A 20,672-nucleotide genomic window follows, 5' to 3' on the forward strand; every position below is an offset into this window, starting at 1 on the left:
AGATAGGATAAAAGGTATACCGACGTTTTGGTATACCTTTTTCTATTATGCTAGATTATAGTAGTAGGATACATATTCTTCTAAACCTTGAACTTCTTTTTCAGGTGGCTCAATGCCACCTTTTCTACCGTAGCAAATATTTCTCAAGTATTCTCCGAAAATCATAGAGCGACTCTTTTCATTTTCCATCCAATTATATCTATTAATGATAAACTCACCATCGAAACTTGTATCAAATGTATACGGTATACAAGTAATAGTATTAGGTAGGTGTTTTTTTAATACTCTATATTGCCGACCAGCACCTAAACTTTTGCATACAAATAGTAGCCGATTAATTTTTGTGAAATCAAAAATCTTTTTCGCTTCAATTATATTAGCGATAGAATGGAGGGAGTTTGTCTCGAATAGGATAGCGTCTTTTGGTACGCCATGTTCAATTAATTTATGTACAATTACTTCTGCTTCTGACAAATCCCCGTAATTCCAGCTCGGATGTTTCATGCCATGCAAACTAGTACCGCCTGTAACGATAATTTTATTTCCTAAACCTTGTCGATAACCTTCTAGAGGAGCTTGCCAATTGCCAGGATGAGAACCGCCGAAAACGAAAATGGCATCACATTTTTGTGGTTTTATTTCTTTTAGAAAAGTGATTTCTGTAATTTGATCGATTTGTTCTTTCGTAAGAGTAGGGACATCAGGATATTTAGGGATTACCATTTGAAAACCTCCTATATAGTAAAATGATAAATTTATTATATAGCGCTTTTGTTAGGTGAAAAAAGGGAAGCTTTTCATTTGAAAGTTCCCCTTTTAAGATAATTCTCCAACAAACCAAATCTCTTTTTCATCGATTGTATCCTCATCATAAATGACTTCTTGAAAGTGCAATGTTTGGACAGTAGGACAAATTGAAATTCCCCATGTCTTCCAAAAATCAGATTCATTTGAAAGAGGAATCCATTTTTGAAATTCACTATTTCTATTAAAAAAATTATGAAAGTACCCCTCATTTTTAAATATAATAATTTGCGAATCCCACAAACTTTCTATAGAAATCAAAACAACAACTCGATATGTATGTGTATCGCTCGGTTTTATTTTTATTAAATGGTTTGCTTGATTTAATAAGGTTTGTATACACGATCGTTTTACTTTTCTAGGTGTTTTATACGAATCGATAAAAGCTTGGGAAACTGGTAAAGGCATATAACAATATTCATCGTTATAGAAAGCAGAAGGGAACGTTTTTGTATGTTCTTCAATTCGCTTTATCATAGTGTTAGTTTTACGCTTCATACCACGTATTTTCTTTTCACGCATTGTTAAATCATCTCCATAAATTTTTGTAATGCAGCTGAGTGATATATATCTTTTCTAGTAATAAAAGTAGTAGGAACCTTTTTGAATCTATTTGGTAAAGGGTTGAATGATAAGTTATGTGCATGACCATTTAAAATAGATTTCATCATAATTGCTACGCCCATATTTGATTTTACACAGGCGAGTATCGCTTCAATTGTTCCAAACTCTAATACTCGTTTAGGTGAGATTCCTTCTTCTTGAAGCCAGTCTTCTAATAAACTTCTATAATAGCAACCGTGACTAAAAGCGAGTAAATTCATATCTTTTATGTCTGTAAGAGAGGGTAAAGGTTTTTTACTAATAAGAACTAATTCTTCTTCACGAAATACATTTGTATGAAGTTCAGCGTGCGGAGTAGCTCCAACTATAAACGCTCCGTCTAGTTTTCGTTCTAACACAAGCCTAATTAGTTGTTCGGTCGTATTTGTTTCTAAAATTAATTCGACTTTTGGATATTTCTCATAATAGGCAGTTAATATAGATGGCAGCCTTACCGCGGTTGTAGATTCTGTACACCCAATTTTCAAAGTGCCTTTAGGCTCGATTCCATTACTTTGAACCGCTTTTATAGATTGATCCATTAAGTGGATAATTTGTTTGGCATATGTGAATAAAATCTCACCGTTAGAAGTTAAAGTTACACCTTTTCCGTTACGGTAAAATAAAGGCACGCCTAATTCATTTTCTAGTTGTTTCATACGCATTGTTACGCCTGATTGTACATAGTTCAAATTTTTAGCTGCGTGAGAAATATTATTTTCCTTCGCAACTTCGTAAAATACAGTTAAATCTTTTATGTCCACGTATCATCCCTCCGAAAAGGTATCAATTTTTTTGATGGATTATATGATGAATCTTTATTTTATATGATATCAGAACTTTCATACAATGGAAGTGGGTGGAGGGATGATTGTGTTAATCGAAGAAAGGATGAAAAGTACTTATAAGTGGATGATGTTAATTGTTGCGACGATTGCTCAAACAACAGCGACACTTATAACGTATGGTGTTGGAGTTTTGGCGTTATTTTGGAAAGAAGAATATGGGCTTACGAATATGGAGAGTGGATTGTTAGTAAGTGTTGTAAATGTTGGACCATTATTTTGTATGCTTTTTGTTGGGCGGCTACTTGATCAATATAATGAAAAGTTGTTAATTTCTATAAGTTCATTTTTGCTAGGAGGTTCGCTTTTACTAACTAATATAGTAAATGGATTTAATGGACTGTTATTTGTACTTTTATTAGTAGGAATGTTTTATAGTGTTTCCCAGCCAGGAGGAAGTAAAGTGATTTTAAAATGGTTTCCAAAAGAAAATCGTGGATTAGCGATGGGAATAAGGCAAGCTGGTATACCGATTGGTGGCGCGTTAGCGGGAGTTTTAATCCCGTTTCTTACGATACAATATAATGTGACTTATGCGATAAATAGTATGGCATGCATTTGTATAATTGGAGGTTTATTATTTTTTATGTTTTATAAAGAGCCATATGTCCAAGAGGATGTAAGGAAAGAATATATTAAAAATTCTTTATGGATGCAGCTAAAAGTATTGATATGTAAAAAAGAGTTGTATCCAATTTATATAACAGGTATTTGCATGATTTCATTACAAATGGTGTTAGTTGGACACTTTATGAAATTTTTAGTAAGGGAACAATCCATTACATCTATTGTAGCCGGAACAGTATTTTCAGTTATGTTCTTTTCTGGAATGATTGGCCGTGTTGCATTAGCAGCTATTAGTGATGTGTTTTATAAGGGGAATCGGCGCATACCTTTATTTATATCTGTCTGTGCTTCTATCAGTTTGATTCTATTGTTAGTAATGAGCATACACACAGTAACGAGTGGAGTATTGTATGGTGTCAGCGCATTGTTAGGCTTCTTTTCAATTGGTTGGTTTAGTCTTTTTGTCGTCGAAGTTGCTGAATTGGCAAGTGAAGAAGCTGTTGGAATAACAGTTAGTTTGGCGCTGACATTCAATCAAATTGCTATTATTGTTGCACCTGTTTTATTTGGTTATATTGTCGATGAGAAAGGGTATACGTGTGCGTGGTTGTGTATAGTGGTATTACTAAGTATTTCGGCAGTGAGTTTATATAGTAAAAGCAAAAAATAAAAGAAAGTTAGCAATGTAAATTTTTTATGAAGAAAGTCTAAAGAAATGCCGAATGAGCGACATTTCTTTTTTTATATGTTGTATAATCAAAATATAAATGATATTCGTTTTCAATGACGTTCATTGCCTCTTTTGAAATCTCCTGTCACTTTAGCCATAATGAGTTGTTTTTCTGTATCGTTATGTGCATGATTTATTTTGTTTAAAAAATTTTCAGCATCCTGTCCTTTTAATATTAAAATCCTTTTTACGTAATATTCAATTAAAACTATGTTATTTTTTGTTACCCTGTAATGAAACATCATGTCATCTAAACGGTTGCGTCTATCAGTATTTTTCATGTTTACAACTCCGTTCTTTATGATATGTAACAAATGTTACATAAGATGTTGAAATTATAGTAGGGTGTATACGATTGTAAGGTGGAAATTTTGCAAGAAAGAAATACAATAAAGAGTAGCCAAAAACTGAATATGAGAAAAAGGAATCTAGTTGACTTGGGTGAATAACAGATAGATAATATTATAAAATATTTGAAAATTAAAAGATATAGAATAGAATGGATGCATGTTAAGTGAAACTAGATAAAAGAGGGTTCCTATTATGCTAAAGAAATGGTTAATTGTTTTCTTTATTTTTGCTATTTTTTGTGGGAGTGTCGTTACACTAATACATGCAAATAAAGGTAAGAAATATGATATAAAGGCATTTTCTAATGTAAATAGTAAGAAAAAGGGCGATATGCAAGAAGTTGATGCGAATGAGAAAAAGCGCTATGAAGTCGTAGCTGGAAAACTAGATCAATATTTAAAAGATAAAGGATTTAATGGGAGTGTTCTTGTAGCCAGTAAAGACCATGTGATTTTACGAAAAGGTTATGGGTATGCAAATGTGAAAGATAAAGTAGCGACAACGCCAAGAACGAAATATCGTATTGGTTCTATTACGAAAACAGTCGTTGCAATATCTATTATGCAGCTAAAGGAAAAAGGGAAATTAAATATTGAAGACAATGTAAATAAGTATATTCCATCGTTTCCAGCAGATAAAAACATTACGTTACGAAATTTGTTAACACACACGTCCGGGTTACCAGATCAAGGACAAGGTAGGGTGAATGCGGCGTCACGATTAAAGTTAGTAACATGGATTGGAGCGCAAAAATTGCAATTTCCTGCAGGGACAGGGTGGAAATATACAGACTATAATTATATGGTACTTGCGTATATTGTAGAAAAGATAGCAAATAAACCGCTCGCTGAATATGTGAAAGAAAATATTTTTACGCCTGTTGAAATGCATGAATCTGGAATGGGTGCAACTCTCCCTGAAGATATTTTTTTAGCAGAAGGTTATACGAGAAAAGATAATGAGTTAATAACTACACCCCGTTTGAAAATGAACTGGTTGTATGGGTGTGGTGAAATGTATACGACTGTTGAAGATATGAAAAGATTAGATGAGGCTATTATGGATGGAAAGTTGATTTCTAAACAAAGTGTATCAGATATGTTTACTGCATCATCTGTAAGAAAATATGGGTTTAGTTTCTATACTAATCCAGATTATTATCATAATCATGGTGTATTAGCTGGTTGGAATACATTTAATAATTTTAACCGGGATAAACGAACGTTTGTCATATTATTCTCTAACGTACAAAATGGTATGAATGATACGTTTAATCAGGAGTTTAGGAAAATGGCGAATGATTTAATAGAAGGTAAAGGGACATGAAAGAGAAAGAGCCTCTAGCGAGAGGCTCTTCTTTTTTATAGAGCTAAAAATTCTTCAACAAGTGAGCTAAAACGATTTAGTGCACTTTCAATCGGTTCTGGCGTAGTTAAATCAACACCAGCTTTTTTCAGTAAGTTTAATGGATAGTCAGAACTTCCGCCTTTAAGGAATTCAATATAATGTTTTTGAGCATTTGGATCGCCGCTCAATAACTTATCAGCAATTTGGATTGCAGAAGCGAATCCAGTTGCATATTTGTACACGTAAAATGGACGATAGAAATGCGGTATTCTAGCCCAGCCGTATTTTACTTCTTCGTCAAATACGAGAGAGTCACCATTATACTCTCTAAACAAGTTTTCATAAACTTCGCTAAAGACTTGGGCATTTAATGGTTTACCTCGCTCAGCCATTGAATGTGTGATTTTTTCAAACTCAGCGAACATGATTTGTGTAAAGAAAGTGCCTTTAAATTTCTCGATGAAATGGTTTACTAAATGATTACGTACATTAGCATCTTTTGCTTCTTTTAATAAATGATGAATTAATAGCACTTCATTTACTGTAGAAGCGACTTCTGCAACAAAAATAGTATAGTGTGCAGAAATTCTTGGTTGGTATCCGTGTGAGTAGTGCGTATGCATACCGTGTCCACATTCATGAGTGAGAGTGAAAAGGCTATTTAAATCATCGTGATGATTTAAAAGAATGAAAGGATGAACACCGTATACACCAAAGTTATAAGCGCCGGAACGTTTTCCGGGTGTTTCTCTTACGTCGATATAGCGTTTATCTTTAAAACTTTTTAATGTTTCAATATATTCTTCACCTAATGGAGCTAGTGATTCGATCATTATGTCAAACGCTTTGTCATATGGAATGTCTTGTTTTACACCCGCTACTAAATCAACGCCCAAGTCGTATTGACGTAGTTCATCTACATTTAATTTTTCTTTTCGAAGTTCATTATAGGTATGTAGTGATTGAATATTTTTTTTCGTCGTCTCAATTAAATTTTCATATACTTCTTTCGGAACCATGTCGCCAAATAATGACTTTTCTAATGCTGATGGGTATTTTCTTAGCTTTGAAACAGTAACATTATTTTTAATAGCAGCAGATAAAGTAGAAGCGATAGAATTTTTTAATTGAACGTATGGTTTGTAATAAGCTTTATAGGCTTCTTTACGTTTCTCACGATTCTCATCTTCTATTAACTTTGCATACATTCCGCGCGTTAGAGTAACTTTTTTTCCCTCATCAGTAGTCACTTCACCAAATAGTATATCTGCATTATTTAACATGCCGTATGTATGCTGAGGAGAGGAAAGTGCTTCACCCATTTGTGATAAAATCTCTTCTTGGTCCTTATTCAATACGTGTTTTTTATAACGATATAATTCAAATAAGTCTTCTTTATAATATTGTAAGCCTTCTGCTTCTTCTATGTAAGAATGTAATGTGTCTTCATCTATGCTAAGTAAGAATGGGGAAAAGAAAGATTTAGCCGCACTTACTTTCACGTGCAATTGTGACACTTTATCGACAAGAGATTGAGCGTCAGTATCACGCGTATCAAGATCAGATTGTAATCGCGCATAAGCAAACATTAAAGATATTATGCTAGAAATTTCTTCGCTCTTTGTTAAATAGGCTAATAAACTATTACCATCGTAAATATTTCCATTAAATTCGTGTAATTCTTTCGTTAACAATTCAATTTTATGAAAATCGCTTTCCCAATCTTCAATTGTATGGTAAATATCCGTTAAATCCCATTTCTCTTTCTCATCTACTTGTAGTCGATCTTTAAGTTCAGTCATAATCATTTCCTTTCTAAATATGTAGTTATATTCCTATATAACTATGAAATACAACAAATTGCAAAAAATCCCTGCTGAAAATTGAAAAGCCTTGAAATGGCAAGGCTTAAAGAATTATAATGTAATTCCGAATTTTGAATGTAAAAGATTTTTATATTGCACATTTGTAACGGTTTTTTTCGTTTTTTTACCGCTTTCCGCTATTGTCAGACTGTCCTTTGTTAAAGATGCATGCCCATCTTCAGTTAATTTTACAATAAGAGGTACTTTGTTAAATGGCGAGCCCTCATGTTCAACAATAATTTTTTGTGCTGCATTTGCTTTTTCTTCATCCACTTCTTCTATATAAAATGCATAGCCTAACGTCCAATCATCAGCAGAAGATTGATCCAAAAACTCATTGTTTTTACGCATCTCTAACATGTAGTTTCCCTTTTCGGTCATTTCTTTACGAATACGATAATCTCCTGTAACGGAGTGAATGACTTCACCTGAGAAAGGGACAGGTGCAAGAGGTAAGTATGATCCGAATCCCACTTCAATTAAATAAAGTTCATTATGATGTGTTAAAACGGTTGCGATATGGCCAGAATCAACAGCCCATATAGAATTTGCAGCATTGTACACTGTTCCTGAAACGAGATGAACGTCAAATCCAGCGTCTTTAAGGAAGTAGTACATAGTAGGATTGAGTTCATAACAAAGACCGCCACGGTTGTTTACTAAAATTTTTTCTTTTAGATTTTCTTTTGATATTTCTGTAAAGTTGTTCTCGAGTATATTTAAGTTTTCAAAAGGGACAGTTTGTGCCATTGCGTACATAATGTTAGGTAAATCTTCAAATGAAACTTTGTCTTTTTCTTCTATATGCAATCGTGCGAAAAATTGTTTTTGAAAGTCGGTCATAGAAATCCCTCCGTCATGCTTTTATAGATAAATTGTAAACAATCTTGAATGAGATGTGAAATGAAAACTACGTTGAAGTATTTGTTGAATATGTGAAGTTAGACTAAAAAATAATGTGGGAGAGTGAGAGATTGCTACTTTACTAATCTTAGAACGAATATTATAATAATTTCGATAAACTATGCAAACGTTTTCTTGAAAGGGGATGGTGTAAATATGTTGAAAAGAATAATAGTAGTCGGCTTGTCGGTTGTTTTGTTTTTACCTAGTATATATGGGGGAAGTAAAGCATATGCAGATACGGTTAATAATGGAACATTAATGCAGTATTTTGAGTGGTATGCTCCGAATGATGGGAATCATTGGAATCGCTTGCGTTCAGATGCTGGAAATTTAGCTCAAAAAGGAATTACATCTGTCTGGATACCGCCTGCATATAAAGGAACTACGCAAAATGACGTAGGATATGGAGCGTATGATTTATATGATTTAGGGGAATTCAATCAAAAAGGAACGGTGCGGACGAAATATGGGACAAAAGCACAGTTGAAATCTGCAATTGAAGCTTTACATAAGCAAAACATCGATGTATATGGCGATGTAGTTATGAATCATAAAGGTGGAGCGGATTATACTGAAAATGTAACAGCTGTTGAGGTAGACCGTAACAATCGAAATATTGAGGTATCAGGTGATTATGAAATTAATGCATGGACAGGGTTTAACTTTCCAGGGCGTGGAGATGCTTATTCTAATTTCGAATGGAAATGGTATCATTTTGACGGAACGGATTGGGATGAAGGAAGGAAATTAAATCGAATTTATAAATTTAGGGGGATAGGTAAAGCATGGGACTGGGAAGTGTCTAGCGAGAATGGAAATTATGATTATTTGATGTATGCAGATCTTGATTTTGATCATCCAGATGTTGCGAATGAGATGGAAAATTGGGGAACGTGGTATGCAAATGAATTAAATTTAGATGGCTTTCGTTTAGATGCTGTTAAACATATTGATCATGAATATTTACGCGATTGGGTAAATCATGTCAGACAGCAAACAGGAAAAGAAATGTTTACGGTGGCTGAATATTGGCAAAATGATATCCAGACTTTAAATAATTATTTAGCGAAAGTCAATTATAATCAATCTGTATTTGATGCACCACTGCATTACAACTTTCATTATGCTTCAAAAGGAAATGGGAATTATGATATGAGAAATATTTTAAATGGGACAGTAATGCAAAATCACCCTGCACTTGCAGTTACTCTCGTTGAGAATCATGATTCTCAGCCTGGACAGTCATTAGAATCTGTAGTAAGTCCGTGGTTTAAACCGTTGGCATATGCATTTATTTTAACTCGTGCAGAGGGCTATCCTTCAGTTTTCTATGGTGATTACTATGGGACAAACGGAAATAGTAGTTATGAAATTCCAGCGTTAAAAGATAAAATAGATCCGATTTTGACGGCAAGAAAAAACTTTGCATATGGTAAGCAGCGTGATTATTTAGACCATCCAGATGTAATTGGATGGACAAGAGAAGGTGATGGTGTACATGCGGATTCTGGTCTAGCAACATTAATCTCAGATGGGCCAGGAGGATCAAAGTGGATGGAAGTTGGAAAGAATAACGCAGGGGAAGTATGGTACGATATGACGGGTAATCAAAAAAATACTGTAACAATTAATAAGGACGGATGGGGACAGTTCCATGTAAGTGGAGGATCAATTTCCATATATGTTCAGCAGTGAATTGGTGATAAAAAAGAAGAGGAAGACTGAAATATAAGTCTTCCTCTTCTTTTTATATTGTTATCATTCCTAAATTTTTATTTTCATAAATGAACTAGTCGACTTTTAAAACAACGAGAGATGCGTTGGAATAAATAGTGTCACCCGTGGCTTCTCTTATTCGTACTCGAAGAACATCTCCTTGGTTTAAAGGTAATAAATCAGTTCTGGCGGATGTAGCTCTTACCCCAGAACCACCACCAACTCGTGTTTCAATTGCGAATTGAATCGAATCGTTTATTGTAAGATTTAATATATTAGATGAGATAGCTTGTATCGCAAATACGATTGAAAAGGATACAGAGTATACACCAGTGGTATTAATTGTAATGGAGTTGTCTACTGGGTTTAGAGTAGTTCCACTAACAGGTCCTGGAACGGTAAAATTAACATTTGTATTAACTACTGCTGAAAAACCGATACCTATTTCAGAAGTTATTGTTCCAAATACGGGGAGAATCCCTAAACCGGTTGCTCCAGTGGGGCCAGTTATTCCAACTCCAGTAGGTCCTGTAACCCCAGTAGGACCAGTTATTCCAATTCCAGTGGGTCCTGTAACCCCAGTAGGACCAGTTATTCCAATTCCGGTAGGTCCTGTAACCCCAGTAGGACCAGTTATTCCAATTCCAGTGGGTCCTGTAACCCCAGTGGGACCAGTTATTCCAATTCCAGTAAAACCTGTCGCACCGGTAGGACCAGTTATTCCAGTAGGTCCGGTCGGAAATGTAAATGGTGGAATTGGTGGTAGTGTGGGGCCAATTAAATTTGTTTCAAGAGCAGTTCCATATAAAATAATATATTCTTCGCTCATGTAGTAACCTCCTATGATTGCTTGTCATAATTATTAAATGTAGTAGGGGAAGCAAATGACATTCGCAATAGCGGAGGCACTTATTTAATTTTTTTTGCAGTGAAATTAAAGTTATTACTTTAAAGTTCGATACAATAAAAAAACAGTATTGTGATTGCTATAGAACTAAATATTAGTATGTTTTTAACGTGATTTTCATAGATATTATATTTGCTTTACGATAAAATAATTATAGTGTAAAATTACACTATAAGTGTAAAGTGATGGCAAATGAGTATTTTGACACTTTTGGTTATTAGAAGAAGTTCTTTATATAAATCGTAATTTAAAATCTATAAGGAAATTTCTGTACAGGCAGTAGTAGCAAAAGGAGAGGCAATATGAAAAGAACAATAATGAAATATAGCATAATGTTTAGTTTATTACTATTAACATCATGTGATATATCGGATAAAGAAATTGAACAAAAAGCACAAAGTTATACAAAATCGGAGCATGGTATTTCTGTAAAACTAGATCGAATTGAAATAGCCGACCAAGGTAAGGATTTTTTAGGTTCAAACACACGAACAGCTTATGTACAGCAAGTAGATGAACCGCATTTACAATTTCAAATATCCTTCGATGGACGAAGTTCTCCAAAGGTAAATAATGATAACTATAAAATAAAAAAAGGAGCAAATGATTTACGAGAAAGATTCAATACATATTATGAAGAAAAAGGGACTAATACTATACTTACTTTCGAGCAAATGCAGACGGGGGATATTGTTTTCGATAATGATGCAGAGAAAAGAATAGTGAAGAAACATCCGAAGCATTATGTTACGGCAGTTTTCAAAAGTAATATCTTTTTGGACGTAAACAACCGTGCACATATGGAAACGTTAGCGGAGCTTGCGAGAAGTATTCAGGAATTTAATAAGATAATTGAAAATAGTAAGAGTAGTGTGGATGATATAACGATTCAGTTGCCAAATGATAATAAGGATGTATTACAACATATTCCGGTAGATTATATAGTAACGGCTGAAGAGGCGAAAAAGACACTTGAGAAAAATGTTGATTATATGAAAGCTTTACAGTCTGTAATGAAATAGTCTGACACCTTTACTTCTCACAAAACATATAGTATGATGATTTCAGTAAATTAGATTTCAATGACTATAATATAAATTAACGAGAGGTGCTTTTTGTGAGTGCGGTAGGTACTAAATAGGAAAAATTTAATGAAATAAATCGGATAAGAACAGGGGATTTTTATGTATACCATACCCCTAATTTTGTCATGGATTTATTTCGAAACCTATGAAGATACCTACAATACTTTATAAAGCGTGTAATAAGGGGATTGCCATCTGTTTTTTATGGCTTATTTCCTCATATGTTATTACACATGCCTTGTAAATGTAAAAGCTGCGGTATCCCCGCAGCTTTTTTGTATATTTTTTGAATGTATAAAAATGGTAAATGAATCATGTAGAACTCATTGGAATCTAATGAGTAGGTATCTTCATTTATGATAAAAATCAATCATAGTGAGGAGAAATAAAATGAATACGATGACTTTTGAAAAGTTACAATATAACGAATTAAAAGAAATAGTGAAATCATATTGTGTAAGTGGATTAGGTAAGGAATTATTAAATAAATTAGAGCCGAGTACGAGTATAAAAGTAGTGAGGAATCGCTTGAATGAAACGACAGAAGCACGAGCTATAGTAGATGCAGAAGGGCATGTTCCTTTCTTCGGCATTTCAAATATTGCTAGTACAATTCAAAAATTAGAAAAAGGGATGATTTTAGATCCTGAAGAGTTAGTAAGTGTTTCTGACTTTTTACGCGGCTGTAGAAAGATTAAAAAATTTATGTTAGATAAAGAATTTTTTGCGCCAGTATTAGCTTCTTATGCGAATTCAATGACTGAATATAAAAGTATTGAAGAGGAAATCAACTTTTCCATTAAAGGTAATAGTATTGATGCAGCAGCGAGTAAAGAGTTAAAACGAATTCGAAATAACATTGATTCTGTAGACGGAAAAATAAAAGAGCGCTTAACGAAGTTTTTAAATAGTAGTGCAAATAAGAAGTATATTCAAGAGTTCTTTATTAGTAAGAAGGATGATCGGTATACAATTCCAATTAAATCTTCTTATAAAAATCAAGTTGCGGGAAGTATAGTTGAAGCGTCCGCTAAAGGCTCTACTGTATTTGTAGAACCGCATACGGTTACAAAGTTAAATGCGGAACTCGCAAGTTTGAAAGCAGAAGAAGCGATGGAAGAGTATCAAATTTTAGCGACTTTATCAGGAATGGTAGTAGAAAACATTTATCATATAAAAATTAATATGGAATTGATTAGTCAATATGATATGGTATTTGCGAAAGCAAAGTTTAGTAAATCGATTAATGGAATAGAGCCTAAGTTAAATGATCACGGCTACGTTCATTTAGTGAATTGTAAGCATCCGCTTTTAAGTGGAAAAGTAGTACCGTTACACTTTGAAATCGGTCAAAACTATCGTAGTTTAATTATTACGGGACCGAATGCGGGTGGGAAGACAATTGTATTAAAAACAATTGGACTACTAACATTAGCGACAATGTCAGGCCTGCACATCGTTGGAGATAAAGAAACAGAAATTGCTATTTTCGAAAATGTATTTGTAGATATTGGTGATAATCAAAGTATTGAAAATGCACTAAGTACATTTTCATCTCATATGAAAAATCTATCTGAAATTATGAGGATGTCAAATAATAATACGCTATTATTATTTGATGAGATAGGAAGCGGGACTGAACCGAATGAAGGGGCAGCACTTGCAATTTCTATTTTAGAGGAGTTTTATCTTGCGGGGTGTATTACAGTTGCGAGTACACATTACGGTGAAATTAAACGATTCTCAGAAATGCATGATGATTTTATGAACGCAGCCATGCAGTTTAATAGTGCGACACTAGAACCGCTTTATAAATTAGTGATCGGTAAATCAGGTGAAAGTAATGCGCTTTGGATTGCGAATAAAATGAACGTAAGAGAACATGTACTGAAAAGAGCGAAAGAGTACATGGAAAATAAAGAATATTGTTTTGAAAAACTGAATGAAAGCAAAATTAGAAAACCGAAATTTTTACAAGAAAAAGGAGAAAATCATTATGAGTATAAAATCGGCGATCGTGTAAATTTATTAGATTATGATGATTTTGGTATTATCTATAAGGAAATAGATAATTTCTATAACGTCGTTGTATATTATAACGGTGAATTCGTTGAAGTGAATGTAAAACGTATTACGTTAGAGGTAGCAGCAAAAGAATTATATCCAGAGGGATACGATTTAAATACACTATTTGTCGATTATAAAGAAAGAAAAATGCAGCATGATATAGAGCGCGGATCGAAAAAAGCGCTTCGTAAAATCCAAAAAGAAATAAGGAAGAATAGAGGATAGTATAGAATGGTAACGATTAGACAAGAACAACAAAATGATTATAGTAAAACTGAAGAAGTTGTAAAAGCAGCATTTTTAAATGAAGAATTCAGTGATAAAACAGAACATGAACTTGTGAGTCGTATTAGAAAATGTGATGCGTTTGTTCCTGAGTTATCTATTGTTGCGGTAGATGAGGAAATAGTCGGTCACATTATGTTATCGAAAATTACGATAGAAAAAGATGGAGCTTCTGTAGATTCATTAGCGCTTGCGCCAGTATCAGTTGCTAGGGGCCATCAGAAAAAAGGCATTGGCGGTAAACTTATTGTAGCTGCGTTAGAAAAAGCAAAAGGCCTTGGATACGGGTCAGTTGTAGTATTAGGCCATCCAGAGTACTATCCGAAATTTGGTTTTAAGAAAGCAAGTGAGTGGAATATAAAAGCACCATTTGAAGTACCGGATGAAGTGTTTATGGTGATGGAACTGAGAGGGAATGCTCTTGAAGGTGTAGAAGGGGTTGTTCAGTATTCGAGTGCATTTGCTGAATAGGAATATCAGTTAAGAAATGTAATCATAAAAGATGCTATCTTTTTGTAGAGATATACAGAAAGATAGCTTTTTTATTAAACAAATGCACTTACGTATATTTTGCTCAATGAATAATTAAGATGGTAAAATTGATATAGAAATGTAAAGGGAGAGAATTGAATGAAGAAGCGAGAAACAGATAGCAATGAGAATGTAGTTACGTTATATGTTACAAGACACGGTAAAACAATATTAAATACGAATCATCGCGCGCAAGGTTGGGCAGACTCTCCGTTAGTAGAAAAAGGTGTGGAAGTTGCCTCTAATTTAGGAACGGGATTAAAAGATGTTCATTTTGCGAATGCATATAGTAGTGATAGCGGCCGAGCGATTGAAACTGCTAATTTAGTATTAAAATATAGTGAGCAAAAAAAGTTAAAACTTGAGAAAAGAAAAAATTTACGAGAATTAAATTTTGGTATTTTTGAAGGTGAAAAACTTGAAAATATGTGGGATGCGGTTGGAAAAGCTGCTGGCGTTGCATCACCAGAAGAACTTATGAAGTTTTCTATTCAAGAAGTGATTAATCTTATTAGAGCAGCAGACCCTACGAAACAGGCGGAAGATTGGGAATTATTTTCTACTCGTATAAAAGAAGAGATTGATAAAATTAGTGAAGAATCTGCTGCAAATGGTGGCGGTAATGTTTTAGTTGTCGTTCATGGGCTTTTGATTACTACCTTAATAGAAATGTTAGACAGTAGCCAAACAAAACTTGGAGTAGAAAATGCTAGTGTGACGAAGATTGTATATAAAGACGGAACATACACAGTCGAGTCGGTTGGAGATATGAGCTATGTTGCAAAAGGGAAAGAAAGTGTGGAAATATAAAAATAAGAAAAGGAAGGTAGAGAAATCTAGCTTCCTTTTTATGTTGTTAATTATGGGATCAATAAAATCTTCCCAGTACTTTTTCTGCTCTCTAATAATTCATGTGCAAGAGCACCATCTTGTAAGGCGAATGTAGTAGGACTCGCGATGTTTAATTTACTAGTAGCGATCCAATCAAATAATTGAGTAGATCGCTTTTTACGTTCTTCATACGTAGTAAGCACGTTCCAAAGGTCTTCGCCAGTTAAAGTTTTCGAAGTATCCATAAGCATACGCGGATCAACGGGCGTAGGATTACCGCCAGCCATTCCGTAAAATACGACAGTACCACCAGTTTTAGTTGCGCTAAAACTTTTCTCTAACGTAGAACCTACTGATTCATATACAACATTTACTCCATCACCGTTTGTTATTTCAAGTACTTTCGCAGGCCATGCTTCAGTATATAAAAATACGTGATCAGCACCAGCTAATGTAGCTATTTGTGCTTTTTCTTTTGATGACGTGAGGCCGATTACTTTTCCGCCTAGTAGTTTAATTATTTGGATAAGAAGTTGCCCAACACCTCCAGCAGCGGCATGTACTAAAGCTATATCACCTTGTTTTATTTGATAGCTATCTTTCGTTAAATAATGTGCTGTTAATCCTTGTAATAAGACAGAAGCGGCTGTTTCAAAAGAAATAGAATCTGGAAGCTTAATTGCTTTCTCAGACGGAACAGCAACTAGCTCTGCATTTGCAAATGGAACGTCAGCAAATGCGATACGGTCTCCAGGATTAATATTCGTAACGTCAGCTCCTACTTTTTCAACAATGCCAGCCCCTTCATAACCTAATATATACGGTGAATTGCCAGCGAGATGATAATTGCCGCGGCGTCTATAAATATCAGCAAAGTTTAATCCAATTGCTTTCGTACGGATAAGAATTTCATTTGGGTTTATGATTGGGTCATGTATTTCTTTATATTGTAGTACATCTGGATTTCCAAACTGTTCGAAACAAAGTGCTTTCATATGGAATACCTCCATTTTTATTGTTTGTCGATGCTCTTTATCATACAATACAAATATCAATAGACAAAGAAGATTATTTCGATGAAATCAATCGGAAATAACGATTGAAAAGAGGGACGATAAATGGAGATAAAACAATTAGTTACATTTAAAATAGCCGCGGACAATTTGAATTTTACACAAACTGCGAAGAAATTAAACTTTGCTCAATCGAGCGTAACAGCGCAAATTAAAACGTTAGAAGCTGAGCTAGGTACGCCGTTATTTGAAAGATTAGGAAAACGCCTTTTCTTAACTGAAGCAGGCAGGAAGTTTCAACTATATGCCGACAAGATGATTGCGCTCAGCAACGAAGCGAAAATGGCTGTGAAAGATGATGAAGAAATAGCAGGTACGTTAATAATCGGTGCACAAGAGAGTCAATGTACATATAGGCTCCCATCTATATTAAAGAGATTTAAAGCACAATTTCCACAAATAAAGCTTATATTTAAACCAGCACATTCCAATAAAGATGCGAAGGAACAATTGATGGAGGGGAAAGTCGATCTTGCCTTTATTTTGGACGAATGTAAAACAGAAGATGCTTTACATGTGGAGCCGCTTATGAAAGAAGAATTAAAAATAGTAGCTGCTTCAGGGCATCATTTACTCGAGAAAGCTTCCATTTCTACAAAAGATTTAGAAAGTGAGACGCTGTTGCTAACAGAGCTAGGGTGCTCGTACCGGACTTTATTTGAAGAGCTACTTCGTACAGAAGATGTGTATCCAGCAAATAAAATTGAGTTCGTTAGTGTAGAGGCAATTAAACAATGTGTTATTGCAGATTTAGGAATAGCTGTTTTACCAGCGATAGTAGTAGAAAAAGATATACGAGAAGGGACGATAAAAGAGTTACATGTAGAAAGTGCAATCTCACCAATTTATACACAAATTGCTTGGCATAAAGATAAATGGATGACAGTGCCACTGCAGCAATTTATTGATGTAACGAGGGAGTTTCTTACAACGGATTAAGTGGAGAAATATTTATTTTATATAATAGTAAAAATGGCAATTTTGTATAAAGAACTGATGCTTGCATGAAACGAGTATCGGTTCTTTTATGTTTTAAATAAAGAATGCTATAAAGTGAAACTTTAATCAGTGGGGGGGTTCTTCATCCCCCACTGATTATTAGCCCTCACCAATCGGACTTTTATGGGCAGTTGATTCCCCACCTAAATTCTTTGCTTTCGCTGAATTTTGAGGTGGGGGTCTTACTGCCCATTAAAGCGGGATAACATGTGTATTTCTCAACTTTTTTTCTTAGACGGATACGTAAATTTCTTCGTATATTCCAATAATCATAAGGAAATTTACAACGTTTAGTCGTTTCTGTAAGATGCCTCTAGGAAGTATGAAAGGAGGGGCGTACATAGGGGATAGATTGTCTTTATTATACGTACTTATTTTGAGGGGGGGAGATTTACAATGTTTAAAAAGTTAATGAAAGCATGTGTGTTAAGTGTAGCGAGTGTAGGGGTATTATTTAGTTTCCAAGGAAGTACATTTGCTGCTACTGATTTAAGTAGTTACTATGACGGGAAAAATCCAGCAACAACGAAAGTATACGGAGGTAGTACAACGTGTGATGCAGATGGATTTAATGCAAAGTCTACAGCGGTGTACGAAGGGAGTAAAAAAGTAGGGACAGTGTATTTACGTTACAGCAATAAATGTCATGCAGCTTGGGCTAAGTTTGTTTTAGATCAACCAGCACCAGCTGTTTCGGGCGGAGTGTATGCGTACGCTGTTGTGAATAAATACAAAAATGGTGTATTTCAAAAATCAGTCACTTCTAATCAGGGAAACGGCACAATAAAAACAGGTCAAACGAGTACGTATACAGGAATGGTATTTGATTTAACTGCTGATTTCGGATACACAGCAGATGCTGAAGCGGTTACTTTTAATAACGGTTATGGAAAAACTGGACGCTATTAAAAAGGAGCGGATTGCTATGAAACTTTTAATAAAGGTAAGTGCATGTTTCTGTCTATCATTGCTCGTTTTAACTAGTGTGTTTAGTACGACGAATAATGATAAAGCATATGCAGAAAATCATTCGTATGATGGGAAAAGTCCGTATTACAATAGTTGTGATCAATCCGCAGTAACGAAAGAAAAGAAATGGATTGATTCCAATTCTTATGTGGAATTAAAATTTAGCACGACGTGTAAGACAGCATGGGCAAAAGTTACTGTAACTCGTCCAGCAGTTTATAATAACGAAGCTGATGCAAGAATTGTAAGAAAAACAGATGGAAAGGCATATACTTGCGGGAGTGCTGGAGGAAATGGTGTTGTGAATAAAGGGCAAACATCATGCTATACGCCAATGGTATATGATTTAGATCCAAGAAAGGCACAGGCGCAAGGGAAACATGCTATTCCGAATAGTGACGCATATAATTATGCGGAGACTATTTGGTATTGATCATATTATAAAAAATTAAGATAGCATATTTAAAGAGCATGTTTTGATTGGTTTTCAAAGCATGCTCTTTGTTTATCCAGGCTTAAGGAATAGTAAGACTCTAACTTCGAATCTCAACTGAAGTAAAGCAGGTAGTGGGATTGTTTGTAAAGATCTAATTAAGTATGGATGTTTCTTTCGATTTTTGGGATTATTTAACATGAATAGTTTTCATATCTCCTTATTTATGCTCTAATTAAACCAAAGGAGGGGAGTAGATGAGTAATGAGATTAAACGATATGTAATGTGCACTTTAATATTTACATGGATACTATGGGGGTTACTAATTAACTTAATAAAATTTAACATTACGACATTTGGTACACCGCTAGCGATGATAGTATTTGTTTTTGGGGGAATCATGCCGGCAATCGTTGCAATTAGCTTAAAGAAAAAATATGGATCAAAAGAAGAGTTCAGAGTGTTTATAAAAAATGTTGTTAATCCTAAGTGCCATTTTTTATGGTATATTCTAATCGTTGTTTTGGCTTTTATTAGTTGTTATCTGCCAATAATATTTGGTGGAGCAACGATGCAAAAACCATTATACGTGGCATTGCTTAGTTTTCCAATAATGATCGTTGGTGGTGGTCTTGAAGAAATTGGATGGAGAGGATTTTTACAACCTGCCCTTCAGAAAAGGTTTTCGGAATTATTTAGTACGGTTATTGTGAGCGTTATATGGGCTATTTGGCACTGGCCGTTATGGTTTATTCCGGGCACAAATCAAACTCAAAGGGATTTTCTAGCCTTTATAATTACGACAATTGCCATATCGTTCTTATTAACTACAATTTTTAACGCAACTAAAAGTATTTTTATGTGTCTAATTTTCCATGCGCTTCTTAATTCTTTTTGGAGTGTGAACGTGCCAAATGATAAAATGTTACCAGCATTTTCAACTTTTATTTTTGGAATTTTCGTGTTTATTTTGTATAAAGTCGTAATAAAAAGAAAGAACCTCTTATTGGTTAGGTAACTGAAATAATAAAAGGAAACATATTAATATGTTTTTTTATGGATATGAAACTAATTAATAAGAACACGACACAAACATAATTAAAATATAATACCGGTTTGTGCCGCAAAAAATTGTAAAACTATAAACAACGTCAAAAAGAATGAAGAGCCTTTCCGTATACATAAACAATGTTAACGACAGTTATAGTAGTTCATTTGTTAAAACAACCGAATTAACTAAGGTCTGTATCAGGAGGCGTGTATCCAAGGTGACGAGCCATCGATACAATTTGTCCTTTATGATGAAACTCATGTGTCTCTGTATGAGTTAAAAGCCATAGCGGTGTTGTGCTCCAAGGTTCTTTTTGCCATTTCACTTCATTTGCTATATTTTCGAGCCAACGGTCATTGTATTCATCTAAAAAGTGTTGTACAACTTCATCTACTAACTTAAACCTAGCACGGATTTTCTCGACATCTGCATGCTCAATTCCATAATCACTAGCAAATGAAAAATCTGCCCGTTTTTGCTTGAATGCGAATGATCCAAGCCAGTACCGATAGCAATCGGCTACATGAATATGTGTCTTTATAATGCTACCGCTCCCGAAGTTCGGAACAGTGCTATGTAATTTTTCTAGCGGGATTTCTTCCAAAAACGAAAATAGAGTTTCTCTTGTAGAGCTAATAAGATTATATTGTTGTTTTAAAATATGTAACATGAAATTGACACTCCTCTATTATTTACTAAACTAACT

At 34.4% G+C, this 20,672-nt stretch carries 20 protein-coding genes; 11 read left to right on the plus strand and 9 right to left on the minus strand.

Annotation, left to right across the window (positions count from 1 at the left end; all coding sequences use genetic code 11):
- Window positions 1-45: 45 nt before the first annotated feature.
- From QCI46_RS10145 to QCI46_RS10155, 3 genes are all read right to left on the minus strand, one after another.
- The gene (locus QCI46_RS10145) at window positions 46-723 is read right to left on the minus strand and encodes a YdcF family protein (protein WP_088092345.1); all 678 of its coding nucleotides are present in this window, start codon (window positions 721-723) and stop codon (window positions 46-48) included.
- Between the two features lie 93 nt (window positions 724-816).
- Entirely contained in the window at window positions 817-1,326 is a 510-nt protein-coding gene (locus QCI46_RS10150; RefSeq protein ID WP_098134249.1) for a DUF3916 domain-containing protein, read from the minus strand.
- A gap of 2 nt (window positions 1,327-1,328) precedes the next feature.
- Window positions 1,329-2,171, minus strand: a complete 843-nt coding sequence (locus tag QCI46_RS10155; RefSeq protein WP_353840116.1) for a LysR family transcriptional regulator — start codon at window positions 2,169-2,171, stop codon at window positions 1,329-1,331.
- An 85-nt stretch (window positions 2,172-2,256) separates the two neighbouring features.
- Here QCI46_RS10155 and QCI46_RS10160 point away from each other — a divergent pair, with 85 nt between their 5' ends.
- Window positions 2,257-3,489, plus strand: a complete 1,233-nt coding sequence (locus tag QCI46_RS10160; protein WP_353840117.1) for an MFS transporter — start codon at window positions 2,257-2,259, stop codon at window positions 3,487-3,489.
- 110 nt (window positions 3,490-3,599) lie between these two features.
- Here the strand turns inward: QCI46_RS10160 and QCI46_RS10165 are convergent, their stop codons facing one another.
- Entirely contained in the window at window positions 3,600-3,830 is a 231-nt protein-coding gene (locus QCI46_RS10165; protein ID WP_353840118.1) for a hypothetical protein, read from the minus strand.
- 262 nt (window positions 3,831-4,092) lie between these two features.
- Here QCI46_RS10165 and QCI46_RS10170 point away from each other — a divergent pair, with 262 nt between their 5' ends.
- Window positions 4,093-5,226, plus strand: coding sequence for a serine hydrolase domain-containing protein (locus QCI46_RS10170; protein WP_353840119.1), 1,134 nt, complete (start codon window positions 4,093-4,095; stop codon window positions 5,224-5,226).
- 35 nt (window positions 5,227-5,261) lie between these two features.
- On the opposite strand, the gene pepF is transcribed toward QCI46_RS10170, so the two are convergent.
- Together pepF and QCI46_RS10180 are read right to left on the minus strand one after the other, a co-directional pair.
- Window positions 5,262-7,049 (minus strand): oligoendopeptidase F, encoded by a 1,788-nt coding sequence (gene pepF, locus QCI46_RS10175; protein ID WP_353840120.1) that lies wholly within the window; start codon window positions 7,047-7,049, stop codon window positions 5,262-5,264.
- A 114-nt stretch (window positions 7,050-7,163) separates the two neighbouring features.
- Entirely contained in the window at window positions 7,164-7,955 is a 792-nt protein-coding gene (locus tag QCI46_RS10180) for an arylamine N-acetyltransferase family protein (protein WP_353840121.1), read from the minus strand.
- A 216-nt stretch (window positions 7,956-8,171) separates the two neighbouring features.
- Here QCI46_RS10180 and amyS point away from each other — a divergent pair, with 216 nt between their 5' ends.
- A complete protein-coding gene (gene amyS / locus QCI46_RS10185) occupies window positions 8,172-9,713 on the plus strand; it encodes an alpha-amylase (protein WP_353840122.1) in 1,542 nt (513 codons plus the stop codon).
- 94 nt (window positions 9,714-9,807) lie between these two features.
- On the opposite strand, the gene QCI46_RS10190 is transcribed toward amyS, so the two are convergent.
- Window positions 9,808-10,563, minus strand: coding sequence for an exosporium leader peptide-containing protein (locus tag QCI46_RS10190; protein WP_353840123.1), 756 nt, complete (start codon window positions 10,561-10,563; stop codon window positions 9,808-9,810).
- A 380-nt stretch (window positions 10,564-10,943) separates the two neighbouring features.
- Between QCI46_RS10190 and QCI46_RS10195 the strand changes: the two genes are divergently transcribed.
- The 4 genes from QCI46_RS10195 (at window position 10,944) to QCI46_RS10210 (ending at window position 15,419) form a co-directional block, all read left to right on the plus strand.
- Window positions 10,944-11,663 (plus strand): hypothetical protein, encoded by a 720-nt coding sequence (locus QCI46_RS10195; RefSeq protein WP_353840124.1) that lies wholly within the window; start codon window positions 10,944-10,946, stop codon window positions 11,661-11,663.
- Between the two features lie 453 nt (window positions 11,664-12,116).
- Window positions 12,117-14,018 carry an endonuclease MutS2 gene (locus QCI46_RS10200; RefSeq protein WP_353840125.1) on the plus strand — a complete coding sequence of 634 codons (1,902 nt, stop codon included), beginning with the start codon at window positions 12,117-12,119 and terminating at the stop codon, window positions 14,016-14,018.
- A 6-nt stretch (window positions 14,019-14,024) separates the two neighbouring features.
- Window positions 14,025-14,549: a GNAT family N-acetyltransferase gene (locus QCI46_RS10205; RefSeq protein ID WP_353840126.1), complete on the plus strand. Its 525-nt coding sequence runs from the start codon at window positions 14,025-14,027 to the stop codon at window positions 14,547-14,549.
- Between the two features lie 159 nt (window positions 14,550-14,708).
- On the plus strand, window positions 14,709-15,419 hold the full coding sequence (locus QCI46_RS10210) for a histidine phosphatase family protein (RefSeq protein WP_353840128.1): 711 nt from the start codon (window positions 14,709-14,711) through the stop codon (window positions 15,417-15,419).
- A 50-nt stretch (window positions 15,420-15,469) separates the two neighbouring features.
- On the opposite strand, the gene QCI46_RS10215 is transcribed toward QCI46_RS10210, so the two are convergent.
- Window positions 15,470-16,435, minus strand: a complete 966-nt coding sequence (locus QCI46_RS10215; RefSeq protein ID WP_353840129.1) for a quinone oxidoreductase family protein — start codon at window positions 16,433-16,435, stop codon at window positions 15,470-15,472.
- Between the two features lie 123 nt (window positions 16,436-16,558).
- Here QCI46_RS10215 and QCI46_RS10220 point away from each other — a divergent pair, with 123 nt between their 5' ends.
- The 4 genes from QCI46_RS10220 (at window position 16,559) to QCI46_RS10235 (ending at window position 19,933) form a co-directional block, all read left to right on the plus strand.
- Complete coding sequence (locus QCI46_RS10220; RefSeq protein WP_353840130.1) at window positions 16,559-17,452, plus strand: LysR family transcriptional regulator; 894 nt, start codon at window positions 16,559-16,561, stop codon at window positions 17,450-17,452.
- Window positions 17,453-17,908: 456 nt separating this feature from the next.
- The gene (locus QCI46_RS10225) at window positions 17,909-18,421 is read left to right on the plus strand and encodes a YjfA family protein (protein WP_353840131.1); all 513 of its coding nucleotides are present in this window, start codon (window positions 17,909-17,911) and stop codon (window positions 18,419-18,421) included.
- Between the two features lie 16 nt (window positions 18,422-18,437).
- The gene (locus QCI46_RS10230) at window positions 18,438-18,914 is read left to right on the plus strand and encodes a DUF2690 domain-containing protein (protein WP_353840132.1); all 477 of its coding nucleotides are present in this window, start codon (window positions 18,438-18,440) and stop codon (window positions 18,912-18,914) included.
- Between the two features lie 257 nt (window positions 18,915-19,171).
- Window positions 19,172-19,933, plus strand: coding sequence for a CPBP family intramembrane glutamic endopeptidase (locus tag QCI46_RS10235; RefSeq protein ID WP_353840133.1), 762 nt, complete (start codon window positions 19,172-19,174; stop codon window positions 19,931-19,933).
- Between the two features lie 214 nt (window positions 19,934-20,147).
- Here QCI46_RS10235 and QCI46_RS10240 read toward each other — a convergent pair whose 3' ends face one another.
- Window positions 20,148-20,636 (minus strand): DinB family protein, encoded by a 489-nt coding sequence (locus QCI46_RS10240; RefSeq protein WP_353840134.1) that lies wholly within the window; start codon window positions 20,634-20,636, stop codon window positions 20,148-20,150.
- Between the last annotated feature and the right edge of the window lie 36 nt (window positions 20,637-20,672).

This window comes from Bacillus cereus group sp. RP32 (genome assembly GCF_040459735.1).
In the GTDB taxonomy this organism is placed as follows: domain Bacteria; phylum Bacillota; class Bacilli; order Bacillales; family Bacillaceae_G; genus Bacillus_A; species Bacillus_A wiedmannii.

What these genes read in the sequence shown, in the direction of transcription:
- QCI46_RS10220 (WP_353840130.1), top strand. Translation starts at nt 16,559, where the DNA reads ATGGAGATAAAACAATTAGTTACATTTAAAATAGCCGCGGACAATTTG.
- QCI46_RS10165 (WP_353840118.1), bottom strand. Translation starts at nt 3,830, where the DNA reads ATGAAAAATACTGATAGACGCAACCGTTTAGATGACATGATGTTTCAT.
- pepF (WP_353840120.1), bottom strand. Translation starts at nt 7,049, where the DNA reads ATGACTGAACTTAAAGATCGACTACAAGTAGATGAGAAAGAGAAATGG.
- QCI46_RS10200 (WP_353840125.1), top strand. Translation starts at nt 12,117, where the DNA reads ATGAATACGATGACTTTTGAAAAGTTACAATATAACGAATTAAAAGAA.
- QCI46_RS10210 (WP_353840128.1), top strand. Translation starts at nt 14,709, where the DNA reads ATGAAGAAGCGAGAAACAGATAGCAATGAGAATGTAGTTACGTTATAT.
- QCI46_RS10205 (WP_353840126.1), top strand. Translation starts at nt 14,025, where the DNA reads ATGGTAACGATTAGACAAGAACAACAAAATGATTATAGTAAAACTGAA.
- QCI46_RS10150 (WP_098134249.1), bottom strand. Translation starts at nt 1,326, where the DNA reads ATGCGTGAAAAGAAAATACGTGGTATGAAGCGTAAAACTAACACTATG.
- QCI46_RS10195 (WP_353840124.1), top strand. Translation starts at nt 10,944, where the DNA reads ATGAAAAGAACAATAATGAAATATAGCATAATGTTTAGTTTATTACTA.
- QCI46_RS10145 (WP_088092345.1), bottom strand. Translation starts at nt 723, where the DNA reads ATGGTAATCCCTAAATATCCTGATGTCCCTACTCTTACGAAAGAACAA.
- QCI46_RS10190 (WP_353840123.1), bottom strand. Translation starts at nt 10,563, where the DNA reads ATGAGCGAAGAATATATTATTTTATATGGAACTGCTCTTGAAACAAAT.
- amyS (WP_353840122.1), top strand. Translation starts at nt 8,172, where the DNA reads ATGTTGAAAAGAATAATAGTAGTCGGCTTGTCGGTTGTTTTGTTTTTA.
- QCI46_RS10235 (WP_353840133.1), top strand. Translation starts at nt 19,172, where the DNA reads ATGAGTAATGAGATTAAACGATATGTAATGTGCACTTTAATATTTACA.
- QCI46_RS10240 (WP_353840134.1), bottom strand. Translation starts at nt 20,636, where the DNA reads ATGTTACATATTTTAAAACAACAATATAATCTTATTAGCTCTACAAGA.
- QCI46_RS10160 (WP_353840117.1), top strand. Translation starts at nt 2,257, where the DNA reads ATGGAAGTGGGTGGAGGGATGATTGTGTTAATCGAAGAAAGGATGAAA.
- QCI46_RS10230 (WP_353840132.1), top strand. Translation starts at nt 18,438, where the DNA reads ATGAAACTTTTAATAAAGGTAAGTGCATGTTTCTGTCTATCATTGCTC.
- QCI46_RS10170 (WP_353840119.1), top strand. Translation starts at nt 4,093, where the DNA reads ATGCTAAAGAAATGGTTAATTGTTTTCTTTATTTTTGCTATTTTTTGT.
- QCI46_RS10215 (WP_353840129.1), bottom strand. Translation starts at nt 16,435, where the DNA reads ATGAAAGCACTTTGTTTCGAACAGTTTGGAAATCCAGATGTACTACAA.
- QCI46_RS10225 (WP_353840131.1), top strand. Translation starts at nt 17,909, where the DNA reads ATGTTTAAAAAGTTAATGAAAGCATGTGTGTTAAGTGTAGCGAGTGTA.
- QCI46_RS10180 (WP_353840121.1), bottom strand. Translation starts at nt 7,955, where the DNA reads ATGACCGACTTTCAAAAACAATTTTTCGCACGATTGCATATAGAAGAA.